At 57.1% G+C, this 18921-nt stretch carries 20 protein-coding genes; 17 read left to right on the plus strand and 3 right to left on the minus strand.

What is annotated here, in order from left to right:
* Positions 1 to 83: 83 nt before the first annotated feature.
* The 12 genes from glyA (at position 84) to JYB85_RS04890 (ending at position 10351) form a co-directional block, all read left to right on the plus strand.
* Positions 84 to 1337 carry a serine hydroxymethyltransferase gene (gene glyA, locus JYB85_RS04835; protein ID WP_207322270.1) on the plus strand — a complete coding sequence of 418 codons (1254 nt, stop codon included), beginning with the start codon at positions 84 to 86 and terminating at the stop codon, positions 1335 to 1337.
* Between the two features lie 103 nt (positions 1338 to 1440).
* Positions 1441 to 1893, plus strand: a complete 453-nt coding sequence (gene nrdR / locus JYB85_RS04840) for a transcriptional regulator NrdR (RefSeq protein ID WP_207322271.1) — start codon at positions 1441 to 1443, stop codon at positions 1891 to 1893.
* A 31-nt stretch (positions 1894 to 1924) separates the two neighbouring features.
* Positions 1925 to 3052, plus strand: a complete 1128-nt coding sequence (gene ribD, locus JYB85_RS04845) for a bifunctional diaminohydroxyphosphoribosylaminopyrimidine deaminase/5-amino-6-(5-phosphoribosylamino)uracil reductase RibD (protein ID WP_207381282.1) — start codon at positions 1925 to 1927, stop codon at positions 3050 to 3052.
* A 36-nt stretch (positions 3053 to 3088) separates the two neighbouring features.
* Positions 3089 to 3742 carry a riboflavin synthase gene (locus JYB85_RS04850; RefSeq protein ID WP_207381283.1) on the plus strand — a complete coding sequence of 218 codons (654 nt, stop codon included), beginning with the start codon at positions 3089 to 3091 and terminating at the stop codon, positions 3740 to 3742.
* Positions 3743 to 3865: 123 nt separating this feature from the next.
* Positions 3866 to 4969 carry a bifunctional 3,4-dihydroxy-2-butanone-4-phosphate synthase/GTP cyclohydrolase II gene (ribBA, locus tag JYB85_RS04855; protein WP_207381284.1) on the plus strand — a complete coding sequence of 368 codons (1104 nt, stop codon included), beginning with the start codon at positions 3866 to 3868 and terminating at the stop codon, positions 4967 to 4969.
* 148 nt (positions 4970 to 5117) lie between these two features.
* Positions 5118 to 5594, plus strand: a complete 477-nt coding sequence (gene ribH, locus JYB85_RS04860; protein WP_207322275.1) for a 6,7-dimethyl-8-ribityllumazine synthase — start codon at positions 5118 to 5120, stop codon at positions 5592 to 5594.
* Between the two features lie 15 nt (positions 5595 to 5609).
* Positions 5610 to 6014 carry a transcription antitermination factor NusB gene (nusB, locus tag JYB85_RS04865; protein ID WP_207322276.1) on the plus strand — a complete coding sequence of 135 codons (405 nt, stop codon included), beginning with the start codon at positions 5610 to 5612 and terminating at the stop codon, positions 6012 to 6014.
* A gap of 98 nt (positions 6015 to 6112) precedes the next feature.
* Positions 6113 to 7072, plus strand: a complete 960-nt coding sequence (gene thiL / locus JYB85_RS04870; protein WP_207381285.1) for a thiamine-phosphate kinase — start codon at positions 6113 to 6115, stop codon at positions 7070 to 7072.
* Positions 7072 to 7566 carry a phosphatidylglycerophosphatase A family protein gene (locus tag JYB85_RS04875; RefSeq protein WP_207381286.1) on the plus strand — a complete coding sequence of 165 codons (495 nt, stop codon included), beginning with the start codon at positions 7072 to 7074 and terminating at the stop codon, positions 7564 to 7566. Before thiL ends, JYB85_RS04875 begins: the two co-directional genes overlap by 1 nt.
* A 103-nt stretch (positions 7567 to 7669) precedes the next feature.
* A complete protein-coding gene (locus JYB85_RS04880; protein WP_207381287.1) occupies positions 7670 to 9097 on the plus strand; it encodes an NfeD family protein in 1428 nt (475 codons plus the stop codon).
* Complete coding sequence (locus JYB85_RS04885; RefSeq protein WP_207381288.1) at positions 9090 to 9872, plus strand: slipin family protein; 783 nt, start codon at positions 9090 to 9092, stop codon at positions 9870 to 9872. Before JYB85_RS04880 ends, JYB85_RS04885 begins: the two co-directional genes overlap by 8 nt.
* A gap of 71 nt (positions 9873 to 9943) precedes the next feature.
* Positions 9944 to 10351 (plus strand): VOC family protein, encoded by a 408-nt coding sequence (locus JYB85_RS04890; RefSeq protein ID WP_207381289.1) that lies wholly within the window; start codon positions 9944 to 9946, stop codon positions 10349 to 10351.
* Positions 10352 to 10528: 177 nt separating this feature from the next.
* Here the strand turns inward: JYB85_RS04890 and JYB85_RS04895 are convergent, their stop codons facing one another.
* The 3 genes from JYB85_RS04895 to mutY all read right to left on the minus strand — a co-directional run bounded on the left by JYB85_RS04895 (position 10529) and on the right by mutY (position 14129).
* The gene (locus JYB85_RS04895; protein ID WP_207381290.1) at positions 10529 to 12511 is read right to left on the minus strand and encodes a lipase maturation factor family protein; all 1983 of its coding nucleotides are present in this window, start codon (positions 12509 to 12511) and stop codon (positions 10529 to 10531) included.
* A gap of 178 nt (positions 12512 to 12689) precedes the next feature.
* Positions 12690 to 12962, minus strand: a complete 273-nt coding sequence (locus tag JYB85_RS04900; protein ID WP_207322284.1) for an oxidative damage protection protein — start codon at positions 12960 to 12962, stop codon at positions 12690 to 12692.
* 114 nt (positions 12963 to 13076) lie between these two features.
* Positions 13077 to 14129 (minus strand): A/G-specific adenine glycosylase, encoded by a 1053-nt coding sequence (gene mutY / locus JYB85_RS04905; RefSeq protein ID WP_207381291.1) that lies wholly within the window; start codon positions 14127 to 14129, stop codon positions 13077 to 13079.
* 196 nt (positions 14130 to 14325) lie between these two features.
* Here mutY and trmB point away from each other — a divergent pair, with 196 nt between their 5' ends.
* The 5 genes from trmB (at position 14326) to JYB85_RS04930 (ending at position 18712) form a co-directional block, all read left to right on the plus strand.
* Entirely contained in the window at positions 14326 to 15042 is a 717-nt protein-coding gene (gene trmB / locus JYB85_RS04910; RefSeq protein WP_207381292.1) for a tRNA (guanosine(46)-N7)-methyltransferase TrmB, read from the plus strand.
* A 67-nt stretch (positions 15043 to 15109) separates the two neighbouring features.
* Positions 15110 to 15436 (plus strand): 50S ribosome-binding protein YggL, encoded by a 327-nt coding sequence (locus tag JYB85_RS04915; protein ID WP_207381293.1) that lies wholly within the window; start codon positions 15110 to 15112, stop codon positions 15434 to 15436.
* 3 nt (positions 15437 to 15439) lie between these two features.
* Positions 15440 to 16369 (plus strand): glutaminase B, encoded by a 930-nt coding sequence (gene glsB, locus JYB85_RS04920; protein WP_207381294.1) that lies wholly within the window; start codon positions 15440 to 15442, stop codon positions 16367 to 16369.
* A gap of 176 nt (positions 16370 to 16545) precedes the next feature.
* Complete coding sequence (locus JYB85_RS04925; RefSeq protein ID WP_207381295.1) at positions 16546 to 17349, plus strand: YggN family protein; 804 nt, start codon at positions 16546 to 16548, stop codon at positions 17347 to 17349.
* 421 nt (positions 17350 to 17770) lie between these two features.
* On the plus strand, positions 17771 to 18712 hold the full coding sequence (locus JYB85_RS04930; protein WP_207322290.1) for a LysR family transcriptional regulator: 942 nt from the start codon (positions 17771 to 17773) through the stop codon (positions 18710 to 18712).
* Positions 18713 to 18921 lie beyond the last annotated feature (209 nt).

An 18921-nucleotide genomic window follows, 5' to 3' on the forward strand; every position in this document is an offset into this window, starting at 1 on the left:
CATCATCCGACTGGGCTTGAAGCCGTTTGCAGAGTAGAATACCGCGCAACCCTACCTATAAGATTTGCCAGCTGGAGTGACCAATGCTGAACAAAACCATGAATATTGCCGACTATGATCCCGAGCTGTTCCAGGCGATCCAGGATGAAACCCTGCGTCAGGAAGAGCACATTGAACTCATCGCCTCCGAGAACTACACCTCTCCCCGCGTGATGCAGGCTCAGGGTTCACAGCTGACCAACAAGTACGCCGAAGGTTATCCCGGCAAGCGTTACTACGGTGGATGTGAGTATGTCGACGTAGTGGAAACCCTGGCCATTGAGCGTGCCAAGGAACTGTTCGGTGCCACTTTCGCCAACGTGCAGCCTCACTCCGGCTCCCAGGCCAACATGGCCGTGTACATGACTCTGCTGCAACCCGGTGACACTGTACTGGGTATGAACCTGGCCCACGGTGGCCACCTGACCCACGGTTCACCGGTGAACTTCTCCGGCAAGCTGTACAACATCATTCCTTACGGTATCGATGAAGCCGGCAAGATTGACTACGTTGAGCTGGAGCGCCTGGCGCTGGAGCACAAGCCCAAGATGATCATCGGTGGCTTCTCCGCTTACTCGGGCATAGTTGACTGGGCCAAGCTGCGTGAAATCGCCGACAAGATTGGCGCCTACCTGTTTGTTGACATGGCCCACGTGGCCGGTCTGATTGCCGCCGGTGTGTACCCCAACCCCGTGCCACACGCCCACGTGGTGACTTCTACTACCCACAAGACCCTGGCCGGTCCCCGTGGTGGTTTGATCATCTCTGCCGCGGACGATGAAGAGCTGTACAAGAAGCTGAACTCTGCGGTATTCCCTGGTGGTCAGGGTGGTCCTCTGATGCACGTGATCGCCGGTAAAGCCGTGGCCTTCAAGGAAGCCCTGGAGCCAGAATTCAAGGTATACCAACAGCAGGTTGTGGCCAACGCCAAGGCCATGGTGGAAGTGTTCAAATCCCGCGGCTACAAGATAGTGTCCGGCGGTACCGACAACCACCTGATGCTGCTGGACCTCATCGGTCGCGATCTGACCGGTAAAGAAGCCGACGCAGCCCTGGGCCGCGCCAACATCACAGTTAACAAGAACTCAGTGCCAAACGACCCACGTTCACCTTTCGTGACCTCGGGTATCCGTATCGGTACTCCGGCCATCACCCGCCGTGGTTTCAAGGAAGCCGAAGCCCGTGAACTGACCGGCTGGATCTGTGACGTGCTGGACAATGCCAAAGACGACGCAGTTATCGAGCGCGTGAAAGGCCAGGTGCTGGAACTGTGCGCCCGTTTCCCTGTTTACGGTTAACCTTTTAACCTGAATAGGATACACTCATGGCCGCTGCTCAAGCGGCCATTTTATTTGCTGCGTTTATGCTCCAATTAGCCCAGTTTCCGCACCAGGAGGCCCCATGCACTGCCCATTTTGCAACGCAACCGATACCAAGGTCATAGACTCCCGGCTGGTGGGGGAAGGGCATCAGGTACGGCGGCGGCGGGAGTGCACCGAGTGCCACGAGCGCTTCACCACCTTTGAAGGTGCCGAACTGGTGATGCCAAGGGTCATCAAGCGTGACGGCAGTCGTCAGCCCTTCGATGAAGAGAAGCTGCGCGGCGGCATGCTGCGGGCGGTGGAAAAACGCCCCGTGTCCATGGATCAGATAGAAGAAGCCCTGACCAAGATTAAATCCACCCTGCGCGCCACCGGCGAGCGGGAAGTGCCATCGGAAATGATCGGCAACCTGATGATGGACAGCCTGATTGAACTCGACAAAGTGGCCTATATCCGCTTTGCTTCTGTGTATCGCGCCTTCGAAGACGTGTCCGAGTTCGGCGAGGCCATCGCCAGGCTGCAAAAGAACTAATCTCATCAAATCAGATAACAGGCATAGCTTTATGTGGTCTGCAACCGATACCCAAATGATGAGCCGCGCCATCATGCTGGCGCGGCGCGGCAGTTACACCACCCGCCCCAACCCCAATGTGGGTTGCGTCATAGTGGATAGCGATGGCGCCATAGTGGGCGAGGGCTGGCATATACGTGCCGGCGGCCCTCACGCCGAGGTCCATGCCCTGCGTCAGGCGGGAGACAAGGCCCGCGGCGCCACCGCTTACGTCACCCTGGAACCATGCAGCCATTACGGCCGCACGCCCCCCTGCGCCAAGGCGCTGATTGAGCACGGCCTCAAGCGGGTGGTGGTGGCCATGACAGATCCCAATCCCGAGGTGGCCGGTCGCGGCATTAAATTATTGCAGGATGCCGGTATCGAGGTGCAGTCCGGCCTGCTGGAAGGCGATGCCCGTAGCCTTAACCCGGGATTTTTATCGCGTATGGAGCGCAAACGCCCCTATGTGCGGGTCAAGCTGGCCGCAAGCCTCGATGGCAAGACGGCCCTGGCCAACGGCGAGTCCAAATGGATTACCGGCCCGGAGGCGCGCCGCGACGTGCAGCGGCTCAGGGCCCAAAGTTGCGCCCTTATCACGGGCATAGGCACAGTGCTGGCAGACGACCCGTCGCTTAATGTTCGCCATGCTGAGCTCGGCGGTTTGGGTAATAGTCTTGCCGAGGCCGAGCTTATTCAGCCGGTGCGGGTGGTGCTGGACAGCAACTGCCGCATCTCGCCCAAGGCCAAACTCTTTGGTATCGAAAGCCCCATTATCCTGGTGTCTGCCACGCCCTATGAGCCTGAGCTGCTCAAGGCCTTGCCCCATTTTGTCAGCACCCTGGTGCTGCCCGCGGGCGATGGCCGCATTGATCTTGCCGCGCTGCTCAACCATTTGGGCCAGAGCTGCAACCTGGTGCTGGTGGAAGCCGGTGCCAAGCTGGCCGGCAGTTTTGTTGAGCTGGGTTTGTGCGATGAGCTGGTGTTGTATCAGGCGCCCAAGATCCTCGGCAGCCATGGTCGAGATCTGCTGCAATTGCCGGACTTTCAGACCATGGATGCCATACCTTCCCTGACTTTGGTGGACGAGCGCCGCCTGGGCCAGGACAGACGATTTGTTTTCAGACTCGCTGCGGCCTGAAGGCCCCGGGACAGAGCACTAGCTAGGACAGAGTATATGTTTACCGGAATTATCGAAGCCGTCGGTACCTTGAGCAGGCTGGAGCGTATGGGCGATGACATTCGCCTCACGGTCAACAGCGGCAAGCTGGATCTCAGTGACGTGCGCCTTGGCGACAGCATAGCCACCAACGGCGTGTGCCTGACCGTGGTGCAGTGCCTGAAGGATGGCTATGTGGCAGATGTCTCTGCCGAAACGGTCAAGCTGACCGGTTTTGGTGACTATCGCCCCGGCGCCCGGGTCAACCTGGAAAAGGCCGTGACCCCAACTACCCGCCTCGGCGGTCATCTGGTCAGTGGCCACGTGGATGGCCGTGCCACAGTGGTATCCCGCAGCAACCTTGGCAAGGCCATCGAATTTTGGCTTGAAGCCCCGGCTGAGCTGGCGCGTTATATAGCCCACAAGGGCTCAATCACTATCGATGGCGTCAGTCTGACGGTCAACGAAGTGGACGGCAATCGCTTCCGCCTTACCATAGTGCCGCACACCGCCAGCGAAACCACCCTGCTTGAGCTGAGTGTCGGCGACAGGGTCAACCTGGAAGTGGACCAGATTGCCCGCTATCTGGAGCGGCTGATGCAATCAGGCAAAGAGCAGGGCAGCGGCGGCGTTACCATGGAGCTGCTGGCGCGCTCGGGATTTCTCGGATAAGGCACGGGCGCTGTGGGCGCCCGTCATGGTTTTTGGTCACCGGACTGGTATTTAGCCCGGGGCCGGTTAGAATTCACCCCATTCAACAGCACAGATTCATTAGCACAGAATAAAGGTCTTACAATGGCGCTACACAGTATCGAAGAGATCATCGAGGACATACGTCAGGGCAAAATGGTTATCCTGATGGACGATGAGGACAGGGAAAACGAGGGCGACCTGATTATGGCGGCTGAGCTGGTGACCCCCGAGGCCATCAACTTCATGGCCACCTATGGCCGTGGCCTCATCTGTCAGACCATGACCAAGGCCCGTTGCCAGCAGCTGAACCTGCCGCTGATGGTAAGCAACAACAATGCCCAGTTCTCCACCAACTTTACAGTGTCCATCGAGGCCGCCGAAGGTGTGACCACGGGGATCAGCGCCCATGACCGCGCCGTCACAGTCAAAGCCGCCGTGGCCAAGGATGCCAAGGCCGCCGATCTGGTGCAGCCCGGTCATATCTTCCCGCTGATGGCCCAGGACGGAGGCGTGCTGACCCGCGCCGGTCACACCGAAGCCGGTTGCGATCTGGCCCGCCTGGCAGGCCTTGAGCCTTCCGGGGTGATAGTGGAAATCCTCAACGAAGACGGCACCATGGCCCGTCGTCCGGATCTGGAAATCTTCTCCGAAAAGCACGGCATCAAGATAGGCACCATTGCCGATCTGATTGAATACCGCAACAACACAGAAACCACAGTGGTGCGCGAGGCCCAGTGCCGCCTGCCGACCCGTTTCGGTGAGTTTGAAATGCACACCTTCCGCGACACCATAGACAACCAGCTGCACTTTGCCCTGGTTAAAGGCGAGGTCAAGGAAGATATACTGGTGCGGGTGCACCTGACCAATACCTTCAACGACCTGCTGCACTCCGAGCGTGATCAGCAGCGCAGCTGGCCGCTGGAAGTGGCCATGGAGCGCATCGCCAAAGAGGGTGGGGTGCTGGTGCTGCTGGGTAACCGTGAACACAGCAGCGATATCCTGGCCAAGGTCAAGGCCTTCGAGGCCGAGGACAAGGGCCAGGCGCCTGCGTCCGCCAAGTGGGCAGGTACCTCGCGCCGTGTGGGTGTCGGCTCACAAATTCTGGCGAACCTGGGTGTCAGTAAGATGCGCCTGCTGAGCTCACCGAAGAAGTATCATTCGCTGTCGGGCTTCGGTCTGGAAGTGACAGAGTACGTGGCCGAGTAAGGCACACAAAAATCCCGTTTTCGAACAAATTGCATAGGGAACGGGGCAAAAGCCTGTGGTATGATAGCGCCACTTTTTTGCCCGGGTGCCGTAAGGTGCCCAGGCTGGTTGCCCCGAGCCGGGTGCTTTAGCTGAACTAGGTAAGATAATGCACATAGTACAAGGTAATATCGAAGCGAAAACTGCCAAAGTGGCGATCGTGGTATCGCGTTTCAACAGTTTTCTGGTTGAGAGCCTGCTTGAGGGCGCCATTGATACCCTGAAACGTTTCGGTCAGGTGAGCGATGACAACATCACTGTTGTGCGCGTACCCGGCGCCTTTGAACTGCCGCTGGCCGCCAAGAAAGTGGCCGCCTCCGGCAAGTTCGACGGCATCATAGCCCTGGGTGCTGTGATCCGTGGCGGCACTCCCCACTTCGATTTCGTCGCCGGTGAGTGCAACAAGGGTCTGGCCCAGGTTTCCCTGGAATTCAATACCCCGGTTTCTTTCGGTGTGTTGACCACAGATACCATAGAGCAGGCCATTGAGCGCTCAGGTACCAAGGCAGGCAACAAGGGCGGTGAAGCTGCTCTGGGTCTGCTGGAAATGGTCAATGTGCTGCAAGCAATCGATTCACAGCTGTAACAAGTAGGAAAAATAATGAAGCCTTCTGAGCGCCGTAAGGCCCGTCGTCTGGCGGTCCAAGCCATCTATTCATGGCAACTGAGCGGTAACAACGTCGCGGACGTGGAACACGAGTTCCTCACCGAGCAAAACATCGACGGTGTCGACATCGCTTATTTCCGTGAATTGTTTGCTGGTACGGCAACCAAGAAAGCCCAACTCGATGAAATGTTACTGCCACAACTGGACAGGGACTTCGATGATGTCTCTCCGGTAGAAAAAGCCATCCTGCGTCTGGCGGCCTATGAGCTGACCTTCCGCAAGGATGTGCCTTACAAGGTAGTGATTAACGAAGCCATCGAGCTGGCCAAGGCCTTCGGTGCCGAAGACGGTCACAAGTTCGTCAACGGCATCCTGGATAAGCTGGTTGCGCGCAAGTAAACTGAAAACGGTATCCTGAGGGTACCGTTTTTCATTTACGGCGGGTGTCCATTCTGGTGATTTCCGAGGCGCTGCCTGGCCGAGGCAGCGGGAATACAGTGAAAGAATTCCAACTCATAGATCAATTCTTCAATGGCCGCGGCCCTTTGCGCCGCGATGTGGTGCATGGCATAGGTGATGACTGCGCCCTGGTGCAGCCCGCCGAAGGCAAGCAACTGGCCATCTCCTGCGATACCCTGGTGGAAGGGGTACACTTCTTTGCCGATATGCCGGCACGTGCCCTGGGTTACAAGGCCTTGGCGGTCAATCTGTCGGATCTGGCGGCCATGGGTGCCGAACCCGCCTGGATGACCCTGGCTCTGAGCCTGCCCCAAGCCGAGGAAGCCTGGCTGAGCGAATTCAGCACAGGCCTGTTCGAGGCCGCCGACTACTACGGCATAGCCCTTATCGGTGGTGATACCACCGCCAGCCCGGTGAAAATGTTCAGCATCACAGTCCATGGCCAGGTTCCGGCCGGCAAGGCGCTGACCCGCTATGGTGCCCACGTGGGCGATTGGGTCTATGTGACCGGTACCCTGGGAGACTCTGCCCTGGGACTGGATCTGCTGCGCGGCGTTGAACAGACCCGACCCGAACACAGGGAATACCTTATCGAGCGCCATTACCGTCCGGTGCCCAGAGTCCTCGCGGGCCAGTCCCTGCGTGGCCTGGCCTCCAGCGCCATAGACCTGTCCGATGGTCTGGTGTCGGATCTGGGGCATATACTCAAGGCCTCCGGCGTCGGTGCCAATATAGAGGTGGAAAACCTGCCCCTGTCCCAGGCGCTCAAGGACTCGGTCAGCCTCGACCGGGCCCTGGCCTATGCCCTGACTGGCGGCGAGGATTACGAGTTGCTGTTTACCGTGCCAGAAGCCCAACGCGGCGCCCTGGAAATTGCCCTCAGCCATGCCGGGGTCAAGTTTGTCCGCATCGGCCAGATCAACGCCGGCAATCGCCTCAAGTTGCAGCTCAACGGTGAGCCTTTTACCCCTGAATTCAAAGGGTTTGAACATTTCTGATGCGTTTTTTATCACAAGATGAGGCGCTCAAACGCCTGTCACTTAAAAACCCCTGGCATTTCCTCGCCCTGGGCTTTGGCTCAGGCCTGGCCCGCAAGGCGCCGGGCACCTTTGGCACCCTGGCCGCCGTTCCTTTGTACCTGTTGCTGGCTCAGTTGCCGCTGGCGGCCTACCTGGTAGCGACAGCCGTTGCCGTGGTGCTGGGTATTTATATCTGCGATCGGGCCTCCCGCGACATGGGGGTGCACGATCATGGCGCCATAGTCTGGGACGAAGTGGCAGGTTTGCTTATCACCCTCATCGCCGCCCCCGCCGGTTGGCACTGGCTGCTGGCGGGTTTTGTGCTGTTCCGTCTGTTCGATATCCTCAAGCCCTGGCCCATCCGGGTGCTGGATGCCAAGGTCCACGGTGGCCTCGGTATCATGGCCGACGATGTGCTGGCCGGCATTTTTGCCTGGGCCTGTCTGCAGGGCCTGGTCTTCTGGTTTGGCTGAGTCCGACTCTTCCCCCTAATATTCCCGTTTGAGACTATGCTTAAAGAGCCGGGTTCGATGCCCAGCTCAGTCTTTAAGTCTCTGTAATTGCGGGAGCGGTTTTATGTTCAGGCGGCTGCAACACCCATCGGCATCGCACCAGGGGTTGAATTGCTATCTGGCCAGGTTGCTCGGCCTGCTGCTGGCCGTATTGCTGTTATTGCCGGGCCCGTCTTACTCCGAGCCGCAACCACAATCTCAGTCTCAATCTCAATCTCAGTCTCCGGCCCCCGTACTGCGCCTTGAGGTTAGTGGTGCCATAGGTCCCGGTGTATCGGATTATTTGACCCGCACCATGGCGCGTGCGGCTGAGCAGACCGAGCGGCCGCAGCTGTTGCTTATTACCCTGGATACCCCCGGTGGCCTGGTATCCAGCCTGAGGGATATCAATCAGGCCATACTGGCATCCCCCATACCCGTTGCCTGTTTTGTCTATCCAGAAGGGGCCCGTGCCGCCAGTGCCGGCACCTATATGCTCTATGCCTGTCATGTGGCCGCCATGGCCCCGGCCACCAGCCTGGGTGCCGCCACCCCTGTGCAATTGGGACCACCCGGCGGTCAGGATCAGAAGGAAAGCAGTGAGCCCTCTGATATGGAACGCAAAATTCTTAATGATGCCATTGCCTATATCCGCACCCTGGCGCAGCTGCGTGGTCGCAATGCAGACTGGGGCGAAAAGGCGGTGCGGGAAGCTGCCACCGCCACGGCCTCGGAGGCGCTGGAGCTGGGGGTAATCGATCTGGTTGCCGCAAACCCCAGGGCATTGCTCGATGCCCTCGACGGTCGCAAGTTCACCCTGGGGGCCGAGGTACATACCCTCAATACCCGCGGCGCGGAGATACTGGATGCCTCGCCGGACTGGCGTGCCAAGTTCATCAATACCATCACCAATCCCAACGTGGCCTACGTGCTGATGCTGCTTGGGGTCTATGGCTTGCTGCTGGAGTTTTACAGTCCGGGAATAGGCGTCTCCGGGGTGGTGGGTGCTATCTGTTTGCTGCTGGCCATGTTTGCCCTGCAAATGCTGCCGGTGAGTTATGCCGGCGGTGCCCTGCTGTTGCTGGGCATAGGCTTGTTGGTGGCCGAATCCCTGGTGCCGAGCTTCGGTATCCTCGGCTTTGGCGGCATAGTGGCCTTTGTGCTCGGCTCCATCTTTCTTATCGACAGTGAAATTGATGCCTTCCGTATCGCCTGGCCGGTGATCCTCACCTTCACCCTGGCCAGCTTTGTCTTTTTCCTTGTAGTGCTGACCTTTGTGCTGAAAAACCGCCGCAGGGCAGCGGTCACGGGCCTCGAAGCCATGGTGGGCCAGCAGGCTCTGGTGCTTGGAGGTTTCCCCGGTGAGGGGGAAGTGATGTTTATGGGTGAGCGTTGGAACGGCCACAGCTCAGTGCCTTTGGCACCGGGTGACCTGGTGCGGGTGGATGGAATCGAGGGGCTGGTGTTGGAGCTCAGCCCAATGAATAAGCCAAAGGGAGAGCAAAATGAATGAGATAATCTCGAGTTTGAACATTTCCTTCGGGGCACTTATGGTGCTGGTGTTGGCACTGCTGTTGTCGATGTTTCGCATCATGCGTGAATACGAGCGGGCCGTGGTCTTTATGTTGGGACGATTTTACCGGGTCAAGGGGCCGGGGCTTATCATCATCATCCCCGTCATTCAGCAAATGGTGCGGGTGGATCTGCGTACCGTGGTGATGGATGTGCCATCACAGGACGTGATCAGCCGCGATAACGTGTCGGTGCGCGTCAATGCGGTGATCTATTTCCGGGTGGTGGACCCGCAAAAGGCCATCATCAACGTAGAGAATTTCCTCAACGCCACCAGCCAGTTGGCTCAGACCACCCTGAGATCTGTACTCGGTCAACATGAGTTGGATGAGATGCTGGCCAACCGCGATATGCTCAATGCCGATATCCGCCGTATTCTCGATTCCCACACCGACATCTGGGGGATCAAGGTGGCCAATGTGGAGATCAAACACGTGGATCTCAACGAAACCATGATCCGCGCCATTGCCCGCCAGGCCGAGGCAGAGCGGGAGCGGCGTGCCAAGGTGATCCACGCCCTCGGGGAAATGGAAGCATCGGAAAAATTGGTGGAGGCGGCCAAAACCCTGGCGGAAGAACCCAATGCCATTTTACTCAGGTATCTGCAAACCCTGACGGAAGTGGCGGGTGAGAATAATTCCACCATAGTGTTCCCGCTTCCCCTTGAACTGCTGAGTAAGCTCGGCAATTCGCTGAATAAGGCACCCAAGGAGTAGTGCGCCGGAACAAATTCCGGGGAAGGGCGCGCTAAGCGTCCCAGGCAAGAATTGAAGTTAAGGAGGCGGCTGTGACCAAGGCCATATACGTCAACCTGGTAGTGCAGGATTTGTCCCGTTCACGGGCATTTTTCAAGGCGCTGGGAATGCATTTTAACCCGGCATTCAGCAATGAGCAGGCGGCGGCGCTGGTAATTGGCGACGGCATCTATGCCATGTTGCACACCCCCGACAGTATGCGCCGCTTCACCGCCAAGAGCCTGGCCGATCCCGGCCGCAGTCTGGAGGTGATGCTGGCGCTGCAGCAGGAACACAGAGCCGCGGTGGACAACATGTTTCACCGGGCCATAGATGCCGGTGGCATGGAGCAGCGTCCGGCAGAGGATCACGGCTTTATGTACAGTCGCGCCTTTGAGGATCCCGATGGCCATATCTGGGAAGTGTTTTGGATGGACAGCTGCGCCCATCCGAAGCAATGAAAGGCTGTCTGGTCGTCCTTGCCCTTGGGGGCCCTGTTATCAGCTACGCTATTATCTATGGCTGGGGCTAGGGCTGTCGTTTGAGCCAGGTTTTCTTCGTTTGTGGCTGCGTCTGTGGCAGGAAGCAGGCCACTTTGCTCAGTCAAAGATATTTCCCGATTACACCGGCCTGGTCAGTCAACACTCTGGATTGCAGCTATCCCCCTTGCTCTCAGGCAGGGGCGTATCTCCATTCAGCGGGGTAATTTTGATCCTGTATTGCACTGCCGGGAAGTAGGTGCCAATTTCTCTGGCGTGCCACCAGTCGCCGCTCTGGGCATGTTCTTGCCTGGTGGTGAATCTATATTCGAACAGCCGGGCGCGCACCATTTTTGGCGTTTTACCCTCGAAAGGATTGTGTTGCAGCAGCGCCAGCACCTCGGGGCTGTTGAACAGGAGTCTCAGAATCAGCATCCGAAACCAGGGCGGCGGATAGTCGCTGTCCAGTGCAGCAAACCACAGCTGCCAGTCGAGCCTGGGCTGGTGGGGGATGTTCCATAGCGGCGGCCGCGCCTTGTCCCCGGGCTTATAGGGCAGGTCATAGGCTTGCCAGTGAATTCCATCCTCTGAGCCCTCGATAAGGATCTCGGGGCGGGTGGTGGTCATCACGGCAAAGACGCCGTAGGGACTGGCAAGCTGCCAGGGCCTGAGCAGGCTTTGCAACGCTGCCATGCCCGGCAGGGGCTGGCCAAGACCCTGGGCTATTTGCATCAGCCCCAATGCTCCCAGGGAGAATCCCGCCAGGTAGCGGCCGCCCTGGAGCCAGGTTGACGTTTTGAATAACAGTGTTTCACTTGGCGGGGCATGGCTTTTTGGCTCATTGCTTTCTGTGGCGCGACTTTCATTGGTAAGACCCGACCTTGTCCATCGGAATGGGAGCAGATTTTTCAACGCCCTGTCGTCGAACAGGGACAGACACAGCACCAGGGTCAGCAGATTAAAGAAGTTGTAGTTGCCCGTCAGCAGTATACCGAGTTGCAGCAGGATAATGCCCCAGGCGGCGAGGTGCCTTGGACGCCTGCCGAGGAAAATGAACCAGGGCAACAGCAGTTCTATGACCAATACCAGCGCAGTGCAAGCCTGCAGGCATAAGGCAGGCAGTTGCTCGACATACCAGGCAAGCGGGGTGGGCAGTGGTTGGGTGTGCAGATGATATTGCAGCGCCGTGAGATCGCGCCAGCTGGGATCCCCGCTAAACAGTTTGACCGCCCCCGACATCAGGATGAAGCGAAACAGCAGCAATCGCAGCAGCCAGATCCCCAGGCTGCTGCGATTGACTATTGGCGCTTGTGGTTTGTAAAACGGTTCGAGAAACAGCGCCAACACCCCGGTTTCCAGCAACAGGAGATCCCATTGGAAAGACATGAACACCTGGCCGCCATACAGCAGTGACAGGTACAAGAGATACAGCAATATGAGGCATGCTCTGGGCAGTATATTAAAGAGCAGCAGCAGGCTCAGGGCGATGCCTGATAGGGTTACGGTCCGGATGGCGTCATCCGAATCTGCCCACCAGAAGAGGGTTGGCATGCGCCAATAGCCTTGTGGGCCGAGATATTCGTGGCTGGCCTGGATGAAATCCGCCAGGGGTAGGAGGCCGTTATGGCCGATAAGGCCCGGCGCCTGCCAGTGAAAGGAAGCGAAGGCGCACAGGTAAATCAACGCCAGCAGGCGGAGAAACAGCCAGCTTGTCAGGTGATATTCGACCGGATGCAAGTGTTCGCCCAGCAGCAGTTTCTGCAGCGAAAAACACAAGCCCCTGTGGTTTGCCACCCAGTCGTAAACCCCTTCGCTAACGCGCCCCATTCCGGGAAGATGCATATAGGCCCAGGCATAGAAGCCCTTGCCCGGAATGCGTTTGAGTACCTGGCAGGCGGCCGCGGCACCTCGATATTGCCGCCCGTCCTCATCAAAGAAATAGATGTGTCTTGCAAAGGCTGCCTGGTCCAATTGGCGGTATGGTGCGCTCCCGGGAGCCTGGACAGGTTCTTGGCAGGCCAGTTCCTGGAACGGAAGATAGCGCACGCGCGCAGCCGTCTGGCGAGACCAATAGTCTACCCAGCGTTGACAGAAGCGGCAGTCGCCGTCGTAGATGAGCAGGGGCAGGGGCAGGGCGTTCATAGCGCTAATATAGTTCAGTATTCCCGGGATGGCGGGCGTGCGGCGGATTTTCCCCATTTGGTGATGGCGGAATAACAGCGATTTCAAGGCAACAAAAAAGGCCCGTTAAGGGCCTTTAAGTTTTCTCATTTAGGCGTCACCATTTCTCACTTTGGTCGGTGCGCTACACAGCTACAACTTATTCGCTTGGGGGCACATAGCCTTCGATTTCCACTTCCTTGCCTTCAAACAGGAAATTAACCATTTGCTCTTCCAGCAGTTTGCGATGCTCAAGATTCATCATGTTGAGCTTTTTCTCGTTGATCAGCATGGTCTGCTTTTTTTGCCACAGGCCCCAGGCCTCCTTGCTGATGGAGTCGAAGATGCGCTTGCCGAGTTCGCCCGGGTAGAGCTGGAAATCCAGGCCTTCGGCTTCTTTGTTGAGGTAAACGCAGTTGACTGTACGGGCCATAAGTACTCCTTGATTGCCGCCGTTACGGGCCGGGCTTATGCATTTATGCTGATGTCTTTTGATACTTTCTTAACGCCGCTTTTTCAGGCGCGATTTCAAACGCTATTTCAGGCGCTATTTCAAACGCTGTGCCAGGGTTTCCAAAATCCGCTCGGTGGCGGCGGCCAGCCCCAGCTTTTGTGGTTGCCTGACGTTATACCAGAGAGCGCCCCCATCTTCCATGACTTGATGGGCTGAACCTGGCTTGCAGCTCAGCAATACCGGCTGGATATCCAGGTGGAAGTGACTGAAGGTGTGGCGAAAACCATCCAGCAGTTCCGCTTCGCCTTGCAGTTGCTCTGCCTCAATATGGGCCCGCAGCTCCTGTTCGCTGACGAATTGGGGGAAGCACCAGAGGCCGCCCCAGATCCCGCTCGGGGGGCGCTTGATAAGCTGCACCTCGGGCCCCTGCATTTGGATAAGCATCCAGCCCGCCTTGGCGGGTATGGTCTTTTTCGGCTTTTTACCCGGGAACTCGCTTTGGCGGCCACTGAGCTGGGCGCGGCAATCCACGGCCACGGGGCAGGCGCCGCATTCGGGGCGACTGCGGCTGCAGATACCGGCACCTATGTCCATCATGGCCTGGTTATATTTGGCTATCTGCTGTTTGGGCGTCAGGGTCGAGGTCAGTTGCCAGAGCTGCTCTTCAACACTCTTTTGCCCGGGCCAGCCGGCAATGGCGCCGTGGCGGGCCAGCACCCGTTTAACATTGCCATCCAGTATGGGGTGATGTTGTCCCAATGACAGCGACAGTATAGCGCCTGCGGTGGAGCGGCCTATGCCGGGCAGCGCCAGCACAGTATCGAAATTCTGCGGAAATTCGCCCTGGTGTTTATCCCTTATTTCCTTGGCGGCCTTGTGCAGGTTGCGGGCGCGGGCATAGTAGCCAAGGCCGGTCCACAGGTGCAGCACCTCATCCTCAGGGGCCTCGGCCAGATCCGTGACCGTCGGAAAGCGGGCCATAAAGCGCTCATAGTAGGGGATGACGGTGGCTACCTGGGTTTGCTGCAGCATGATCTCCGAGACCCAAACCCGGTAAGGGGTCTTGTTTTGCTGCCAGGGCAGGGTCTTGCGGCCGTGGCTGTCGTACCAGGCTATGATGCGGTCGGCGAAGCTTTTGGTGCTCATGGATTTTATATAAGGAAAAGCTTGGGCTGGGCGGGCAGTGTAGCGACTGGAAACCGGAGCGACAAGGCCAAAGGGAAGTCAACCTCGCACTTGGCGCAGATCTTGGTATACTTTTTCGGCGCAAGGGCTTGCGCGGTGGGCGTAACTTTGGATAATGCCCCTTCTTTTTATTGTGTGCTATTGGGGCTAGGCCGACATGAGTGAAGTGACCACTGCCGAGTTTAATGAAGAAGGCAAGTATCTGCGCAAGATCCGCAGTTTCGTGCTGCGTGAAGGGCGTTTGACCAAGGGCCAGGCCCAGGCGATAGAAAGCCATTGGCCGGCCATGGGCCTGGATTACAGCCCTGTGGCCCTGGACTTGACACAGGTATTTGGCCGTGAGGCAAATACAGTGCTGGAAATCGGCTTCGGTATGGGTGCCTCCCTGGTGCAGATGGCCGCCGCCGCCCCCGAACTCAACTTTATCGGTGTGGAAGTGCACAAGCCAGGTATTGGCGCCTGTCTGGGCGATGCCGGTGCCGCCGCTGTGACCAACCTGCGGGTGTATCACCACGATGCGGTGGAAGTGCTGGAGCACGCCATTGCCGATGGCAGCCTGGCCCGGGTGCAGTTGTTCTTCCCCGACCCATGGCACAAGAAGCGCCATCATAAGCGCCGCATAGTGCAACCTGAATTTGTCGACCTTATTCGCCGTAAGCTCAAGGTGGGCGGTGTATTCCATATGGCCACCGACTGGGAAAACTATGCCGAGCACATGCTGGAAGTCATGAGCGCCGCCCCCGGTTATCGCAATAAGTCGGCCGAAGGCAACTACGTACCGCGCCCCGATTATCGTCCCCTGACCAAGTTTGAGGCCCGCGGTCATCGCCTGGGTCACGGCGTCTGGGATCTGATGTTCGAAAAGCAGGATTGAATTCCGTCCGGGCAACCGGGCAAAAACCGCCGCGCCGCGGCACCATAACCAAGAAGAGGAAATCACAATGGCCAAGAATCGCAGCCGCCGCTTGCGCAAGAAACTGCGTGTGGATGAGTTCCAAGAACTGGGCTTTGACATCAGCTGGGAGTTTGATGCCAAGGTCGCCGAAGCCGATATCGACACCATAGTGGATAAGTTCATCGACGATGTTATCGAGGCGCGTAAGCTGGGCTTCCACGGTGGTGGTCACCGCGAGTGGGAAGGCATTATTGCCACTCAAACCCTGGGTAAGTGCACCGAGGAAGACAGAGCCGCGGTCAAGGCGTTCTGGGCAAACCAGAGCGTTGCCAATGTCGAAGTAAGCGAACTGTACGACATTTGGTGGGGCTAAATCGTGACCGAGCAGTTGTCGCTTGAACCAGGCTTGCTCGACGAGATAGTCCAACAAACCCGGCCGCTGCTCGGCAAGGGCAAGGTGGCGGATTATATTCCGGCCCTTGCCGACGTCGATCCCAACAAGCTTGGGATCGCCGTCACCTCCATCGACGGCACCACAGTCGGTGCCGGAGATTACCTGGAGCCCTTCTCGGTCCAGAGTATTTCCAAAGTATTCAGTCTCACCAATGCTCTGATGCTCTATGAAGAGCAGGAAATCTGGGGCAGGGTGGGCAAAGAGCCCTCGGGCCATTCCTTCAATTCCCTGGTGCAGGTGGAACTGGAGCGCGGTATTCCCCGCAACCCCTTTATCAATGCCGGCGCCCTGGTGATAGCCGATTTGCTGCAAAGCCGCCTGGGGGCGCCCAAGCAGCGGATGTTGGAAGTGGTGCGCATGATGAGTGGCAACAACGGCATCTGCTATGACAAGCAGGTTGCCGATTCCGAATACCAGCACAGTGCCCGCAACGCCGCCATCGCCTATCTGATGAAATCCTTCGGCAATTTCCACAATGATGTGGATGCAGTGCTGCGCAATTATTTCCATTACTGCGCCCTTAAAATGAGCTGTGCCGACTTGTCCCGGGCCATGCTGTACCTGGCCAACAGGGGCCAAACCCTCAGCGGTCAGCAACTGGTCAGCGCCACCCAAACCCGTCAGCTCAACGCCCTGCTGGCCACCTCGGGGCTTTACGATGGCGCCGGCGAATTTGCCTACCGGGTTGGCATGCCCGGTAAGAGTGGCGTCGGTGGCGGCATTATCGCCGTGATCCCCGGTCTCCTGTCCGTCTGTGTCTGGTCCCCTGAGCTGGATGGCCATGGCAATTCCCTGGCCGGTACTGCCCTGCTCGAACGCCTGTGTCAGGCACTGGGGCGCTCCATCTTCTGATCCTGCTGCCAACACCTTGGTGAAAATCACCACTTAGTGGTGGTCAGACTCACCAAGGCTGCTTTTTGTTATCAGTAAAGTTCATCATAATTCAATAAAATCAGATAGATACAATTTTGGCACGCTCCGTGCTTTATCCAAACCATCGAAATCGACAATCACAGGATGGAACGCAAATGAAATTACCTTCAATGCTCACAGGGATAGCCCTCGCCACCATGATCTGTAGCACTGCACCTGTTATGGCCCATGAAGATCACCAGGAATGCAATGTCAGCCTGAATTACGATCTGACCATGGAACCGAAAAAGATGGTGTTCAGCAGCAAGGGTAAGGAACAGTACCGCATCGAGCCGGGCAGGCTGTTTGTCGATGGCGAAGAAGTCAGCCTCAACAGCAAGCAAAAAGCGCTGCTGGAACAGTATTCCGATGGTTTGGCCAAGCAAGTTCCCGAGTTTGTAACTTTGGTGACCGAGGCCGTGTCTTTGGCCAGTCAGGCGGTGAGCATGGCCCTGACCCCGCTGCTGGGTGATGACACAGGTGCCAAGGTGGACGAGCTGGTGGCCAATCTGCAAAAGCGTATGGACAAGGTCATGTACCGTAACGGCGACAGCTACTATGTGGGCGCCACCGAAGACTCAATGGATGAAGTATTCAACGAAGAGTTTGAGCAGGAAATCGAGCAGATGGTACAGAACTCTGTGGGTACCCTGATGATCAACCTGGGTAGCCAGATACTCTCTGCCGAAGGCGGCAGCTTCGAAGAGAAGATGGAGAATTTCGGTAAGAAGATGGAATCCATTGGCGACGATATTGAAAAGCAAATGGAAGCCCAGGCCGAGGTGATTGAGGCCCGCGCCGACAAGATGTGTGAAAACTTTGAAGAGTTGCTGGTGTTGGAAAACCGCGTCCGGGAAGAAATTCCTGAACTCAGGGATTACCCCCTGGCACAGCGTGAGCAAGTCGAGTTGCGTGAATAAACCGGGAGTGATTGAAGGTCCCCGTACCCGCTAAAGCCAATGAAGTGTTTCCTTTGAACTTAGGCTGAAAAGTCTTTTGCCCCGGATCCCCTCCGGGGCTTTTTTTATTCGTTTTTTAGCCGGTTGCGCCGGGGCGGGTTAAGCCCATTTCGTGGCTTTTATAGGTCGGATTTGCCCCGGCTACCCAGGCAGTTATGACAGTAAGATGGCGGCTCGCTGGAGTCGCGGTCAGATAATTTGTTATACTTCTAAAAAATAACAAAAAATCCGGTAAAAATACCGGTGCTCCGGACTCTACCTCAGTGTGTGTTTTTGGTATATCTTCTTGAATATCATCGATATGGTATCCGTTTTTTTGCTGCGGCAGCGTCCAGGCGATTAACGGCCAATAGCCAGTCGAAAACAGTTTAAGGCCAGCTTAATGTTAGAACTGTTAGAACCTATCGCCATTTTTACCCACGTAGCCCGTGCCGGTAGCTTCAGTGCTGCTGCCCGGCGTTTGGGGATTTCCAAGTCCAAGGTCAGTACCCAGGTAGCGGATCTGGAGCATAAACTCGGAGTGCAGCTTATTCAGCGCACCACCCGCAGTCTCAGTCTCACGGAAGCAGGTCATTTGCTGTACGTGCAGGGGGAGGAACTGCTGCGCGACGCCGATCAGGCCGTGGCCAGTGTCCATAACCTCAATGATGCCACCCGCGGCGTGCTCAAGGTGGGGATTTCCCAATCCTTCGGCACCATGCACATCATCCCCGCCTTACCTGAGTTTATGGCCCGTCATCCCGAGCTTGAACTGCAGGTGAGCCTGCTCGATCATAAGGTTGACGTGGTCAGCGAAGGCCTGGATTTGTTGCTCACCATGTCCGAGCAATTGCCCCTGGGCATGGTGGCCCGCCCCTTGATGAAGTGCCAGTTCATGTTGCTGGCATCACCCGACTATATTGCCCGTCACGGCGAGCCGTCCAAGCCGGAGCAGCTGGTGGATCACAACTGCCTGGTGTACCACGGTGAGTGGCATGAGCACAGCGTTTGGCAGTTCAAGCGTGGCGATGATTATTGCGAGATAGGGGTTTCCGGTAACTTCCGGGTCGACAATGCGCCGGCGCTCAAGTCGGCGGCCGTCAGCGGCCTGGGCGTGGTCTATCTGGCCAGCTATCTGGTGGAAGGCGAAATAGAAAAGGGCACCCTGGTACCTTTGCTGCGGGATTGGCAATTGACCCATCACCTGCCGCTGCAGGCCGTATACCCAAGGCGCAAGCACCTGGCCCCCAAGGTCAGTGCCTTTATTGATTTCATTAAGAATCATATAGGTACGCCACCCTATTGGGACAAGCCCTACGCTGAGCTTTATGCCGAGCGACGTTGAAAGCTGGAAACTTTGTTCTGATTTAAGAACTATGCTTTGAGTTAGGTTTGTCTGTTTTGCTTAAGTATTTATAAATCAGTTGTTTAATGGTTTGTCGGTGATTAAATAAACAAGGCTAATTAAGGCGTTTCTAATCGTGTTGCTCAGGTCGGAGTTGCACCTTGTTCTTAAATTAATACAATGGGCGTCAGTTGATTCGGGATGATCTG

This window comes from Shewanella sedimentimangrovi, from assembly GCF_017354965.1.
Lineage (GTDB): Bacteria > Pseudomonadota > Gammaproteobacteria > Enterobacterales > Shewanellaceae > Shewanella > Shewanella cyperi.

What these genes read in the sequence shown, in the direction of transcription:
- glyA (WP_207322270.1), top strand. Translation starts at nt 84, where the DNA reads ATGCTGAACAAAACCATGAATATTGCCGACTATGATCCCGAGCTGTTC.
- nrdR (WP_207322271.1), top strand. Translation starts at nt 1,441, where the DNA reads ATGCACTGCCCATTTTGCAACGCAACCGATACCAAGGTCATAGACTCC.
- ribD (WP_207381282.1), top strand. Translation starts at nt 1,925, where the DNA reads ATGTGGTCTGCAACCGATACCCAAATGATGAGCCGCGCCATCATGCTG.
- JYB85_RS04850 (WP_207381283.1), top strand. Translation starts at nt 3,089, where the DNA reads ATGTTTACCGGAATTATCGAAGCCGTCGGTACCTTGAGCAGGCTGGAG.
- ribBA (WP_207381284.1), top strand. Translation starts at nt 3,866, where the DNA reads ATGGCGCTACACAGTATCGAAGAGATCATCGAGGACATACGTCAGGGC.
- ribH (WP_207322275.1), top strand. Translation starts at nt 5,118, where the DNA reads ATGCACATAGTACAAGGTAATATCGAAGCGAAAACTGCCAAAGTGGCG.
- nusB (WP_207322276.1), top strand. Translation starts at nt 5,610, where the DNA reads ATGAAGCCTTCTGAGCGCCGTAAGGCCCGTCGTCTGGCGGTCCAAGCC.
- JYB85_RS04875 (WP_207381286.1), top strand. Translation starts at nt 7,072, where the DNA reads ATGCGTTTTTTATCACAAGATGAGGCGCTCAAACGCCTGTCACTTAAA.
- JYB85_RS04880 (WP_207381287.1), top strand. Translation starts at nt 7,670, where the DNA reads ATGTTCAGGCGGCTGCAACACCCATCGGCATCGCACCAGGGGTTGAAT.
- JYB85_RS04885 (WP_207381288.1), top strand. Translation starts at nt 9,090, where the DNA reads ATGAATGAGATAATCTCGAGTTTGAACATTTCCTTCGGGGCACTTATG.
- JYB85_RS04895 (WP_207381290.1), bottom strand. Translation starts at nt 12,511, where the DNA reads ATGAACGCCCTGCCCCTGCCCCTGCTCATCTACGACGGCGACTGCCGC.
- JYB85_RS04900 (WP_207322284.1), bottom strand. Translation starts at nt 12,962, where the DNA reads ATGGCCCGTACAGTCAACTGCGTTTACCTCAACAAAGAAGCCGAAGGC.
- mutY (WP_207381291.1), bottom strand. Translation starts at nt 14,129, where the DNA reads ATGAGCACCAAAAGCTTCGCCGACCGCATCATAGCCTGGTACGACAGC.
- trmB (WP_207381292.1), top strand. Translation starts at nt 14,326, where the DNA reads ATGAGTGAAGTGACCACTGCCGAGTTTAATGAAGAAGGCAAGTATCTG.
- JYB85_RS04915 (WP_207381293.1), top strand. Translation starts at nt 15,110, where the DNA reads ATGGCCAAGAATCGCAGCCGCCGCTTGCGCAAGAAACTGCGTGTGGAT.
- JYB85_RS04925 (WP_207381295.1), top strand. Translation starts at nt 16,546, where the DNA reads ATGAAATTACCTTCAATGCTCACAGGGATAGCCCTCGCCACCATGATC.
- JYB85_RS04930 (WP_207322290.1), top strand. Translation starts at nt 17,771, where the DNA reads ATGTTAGAACTGTTAGAACCTATCGCCATTTTTACCCACGTAGCCCGT.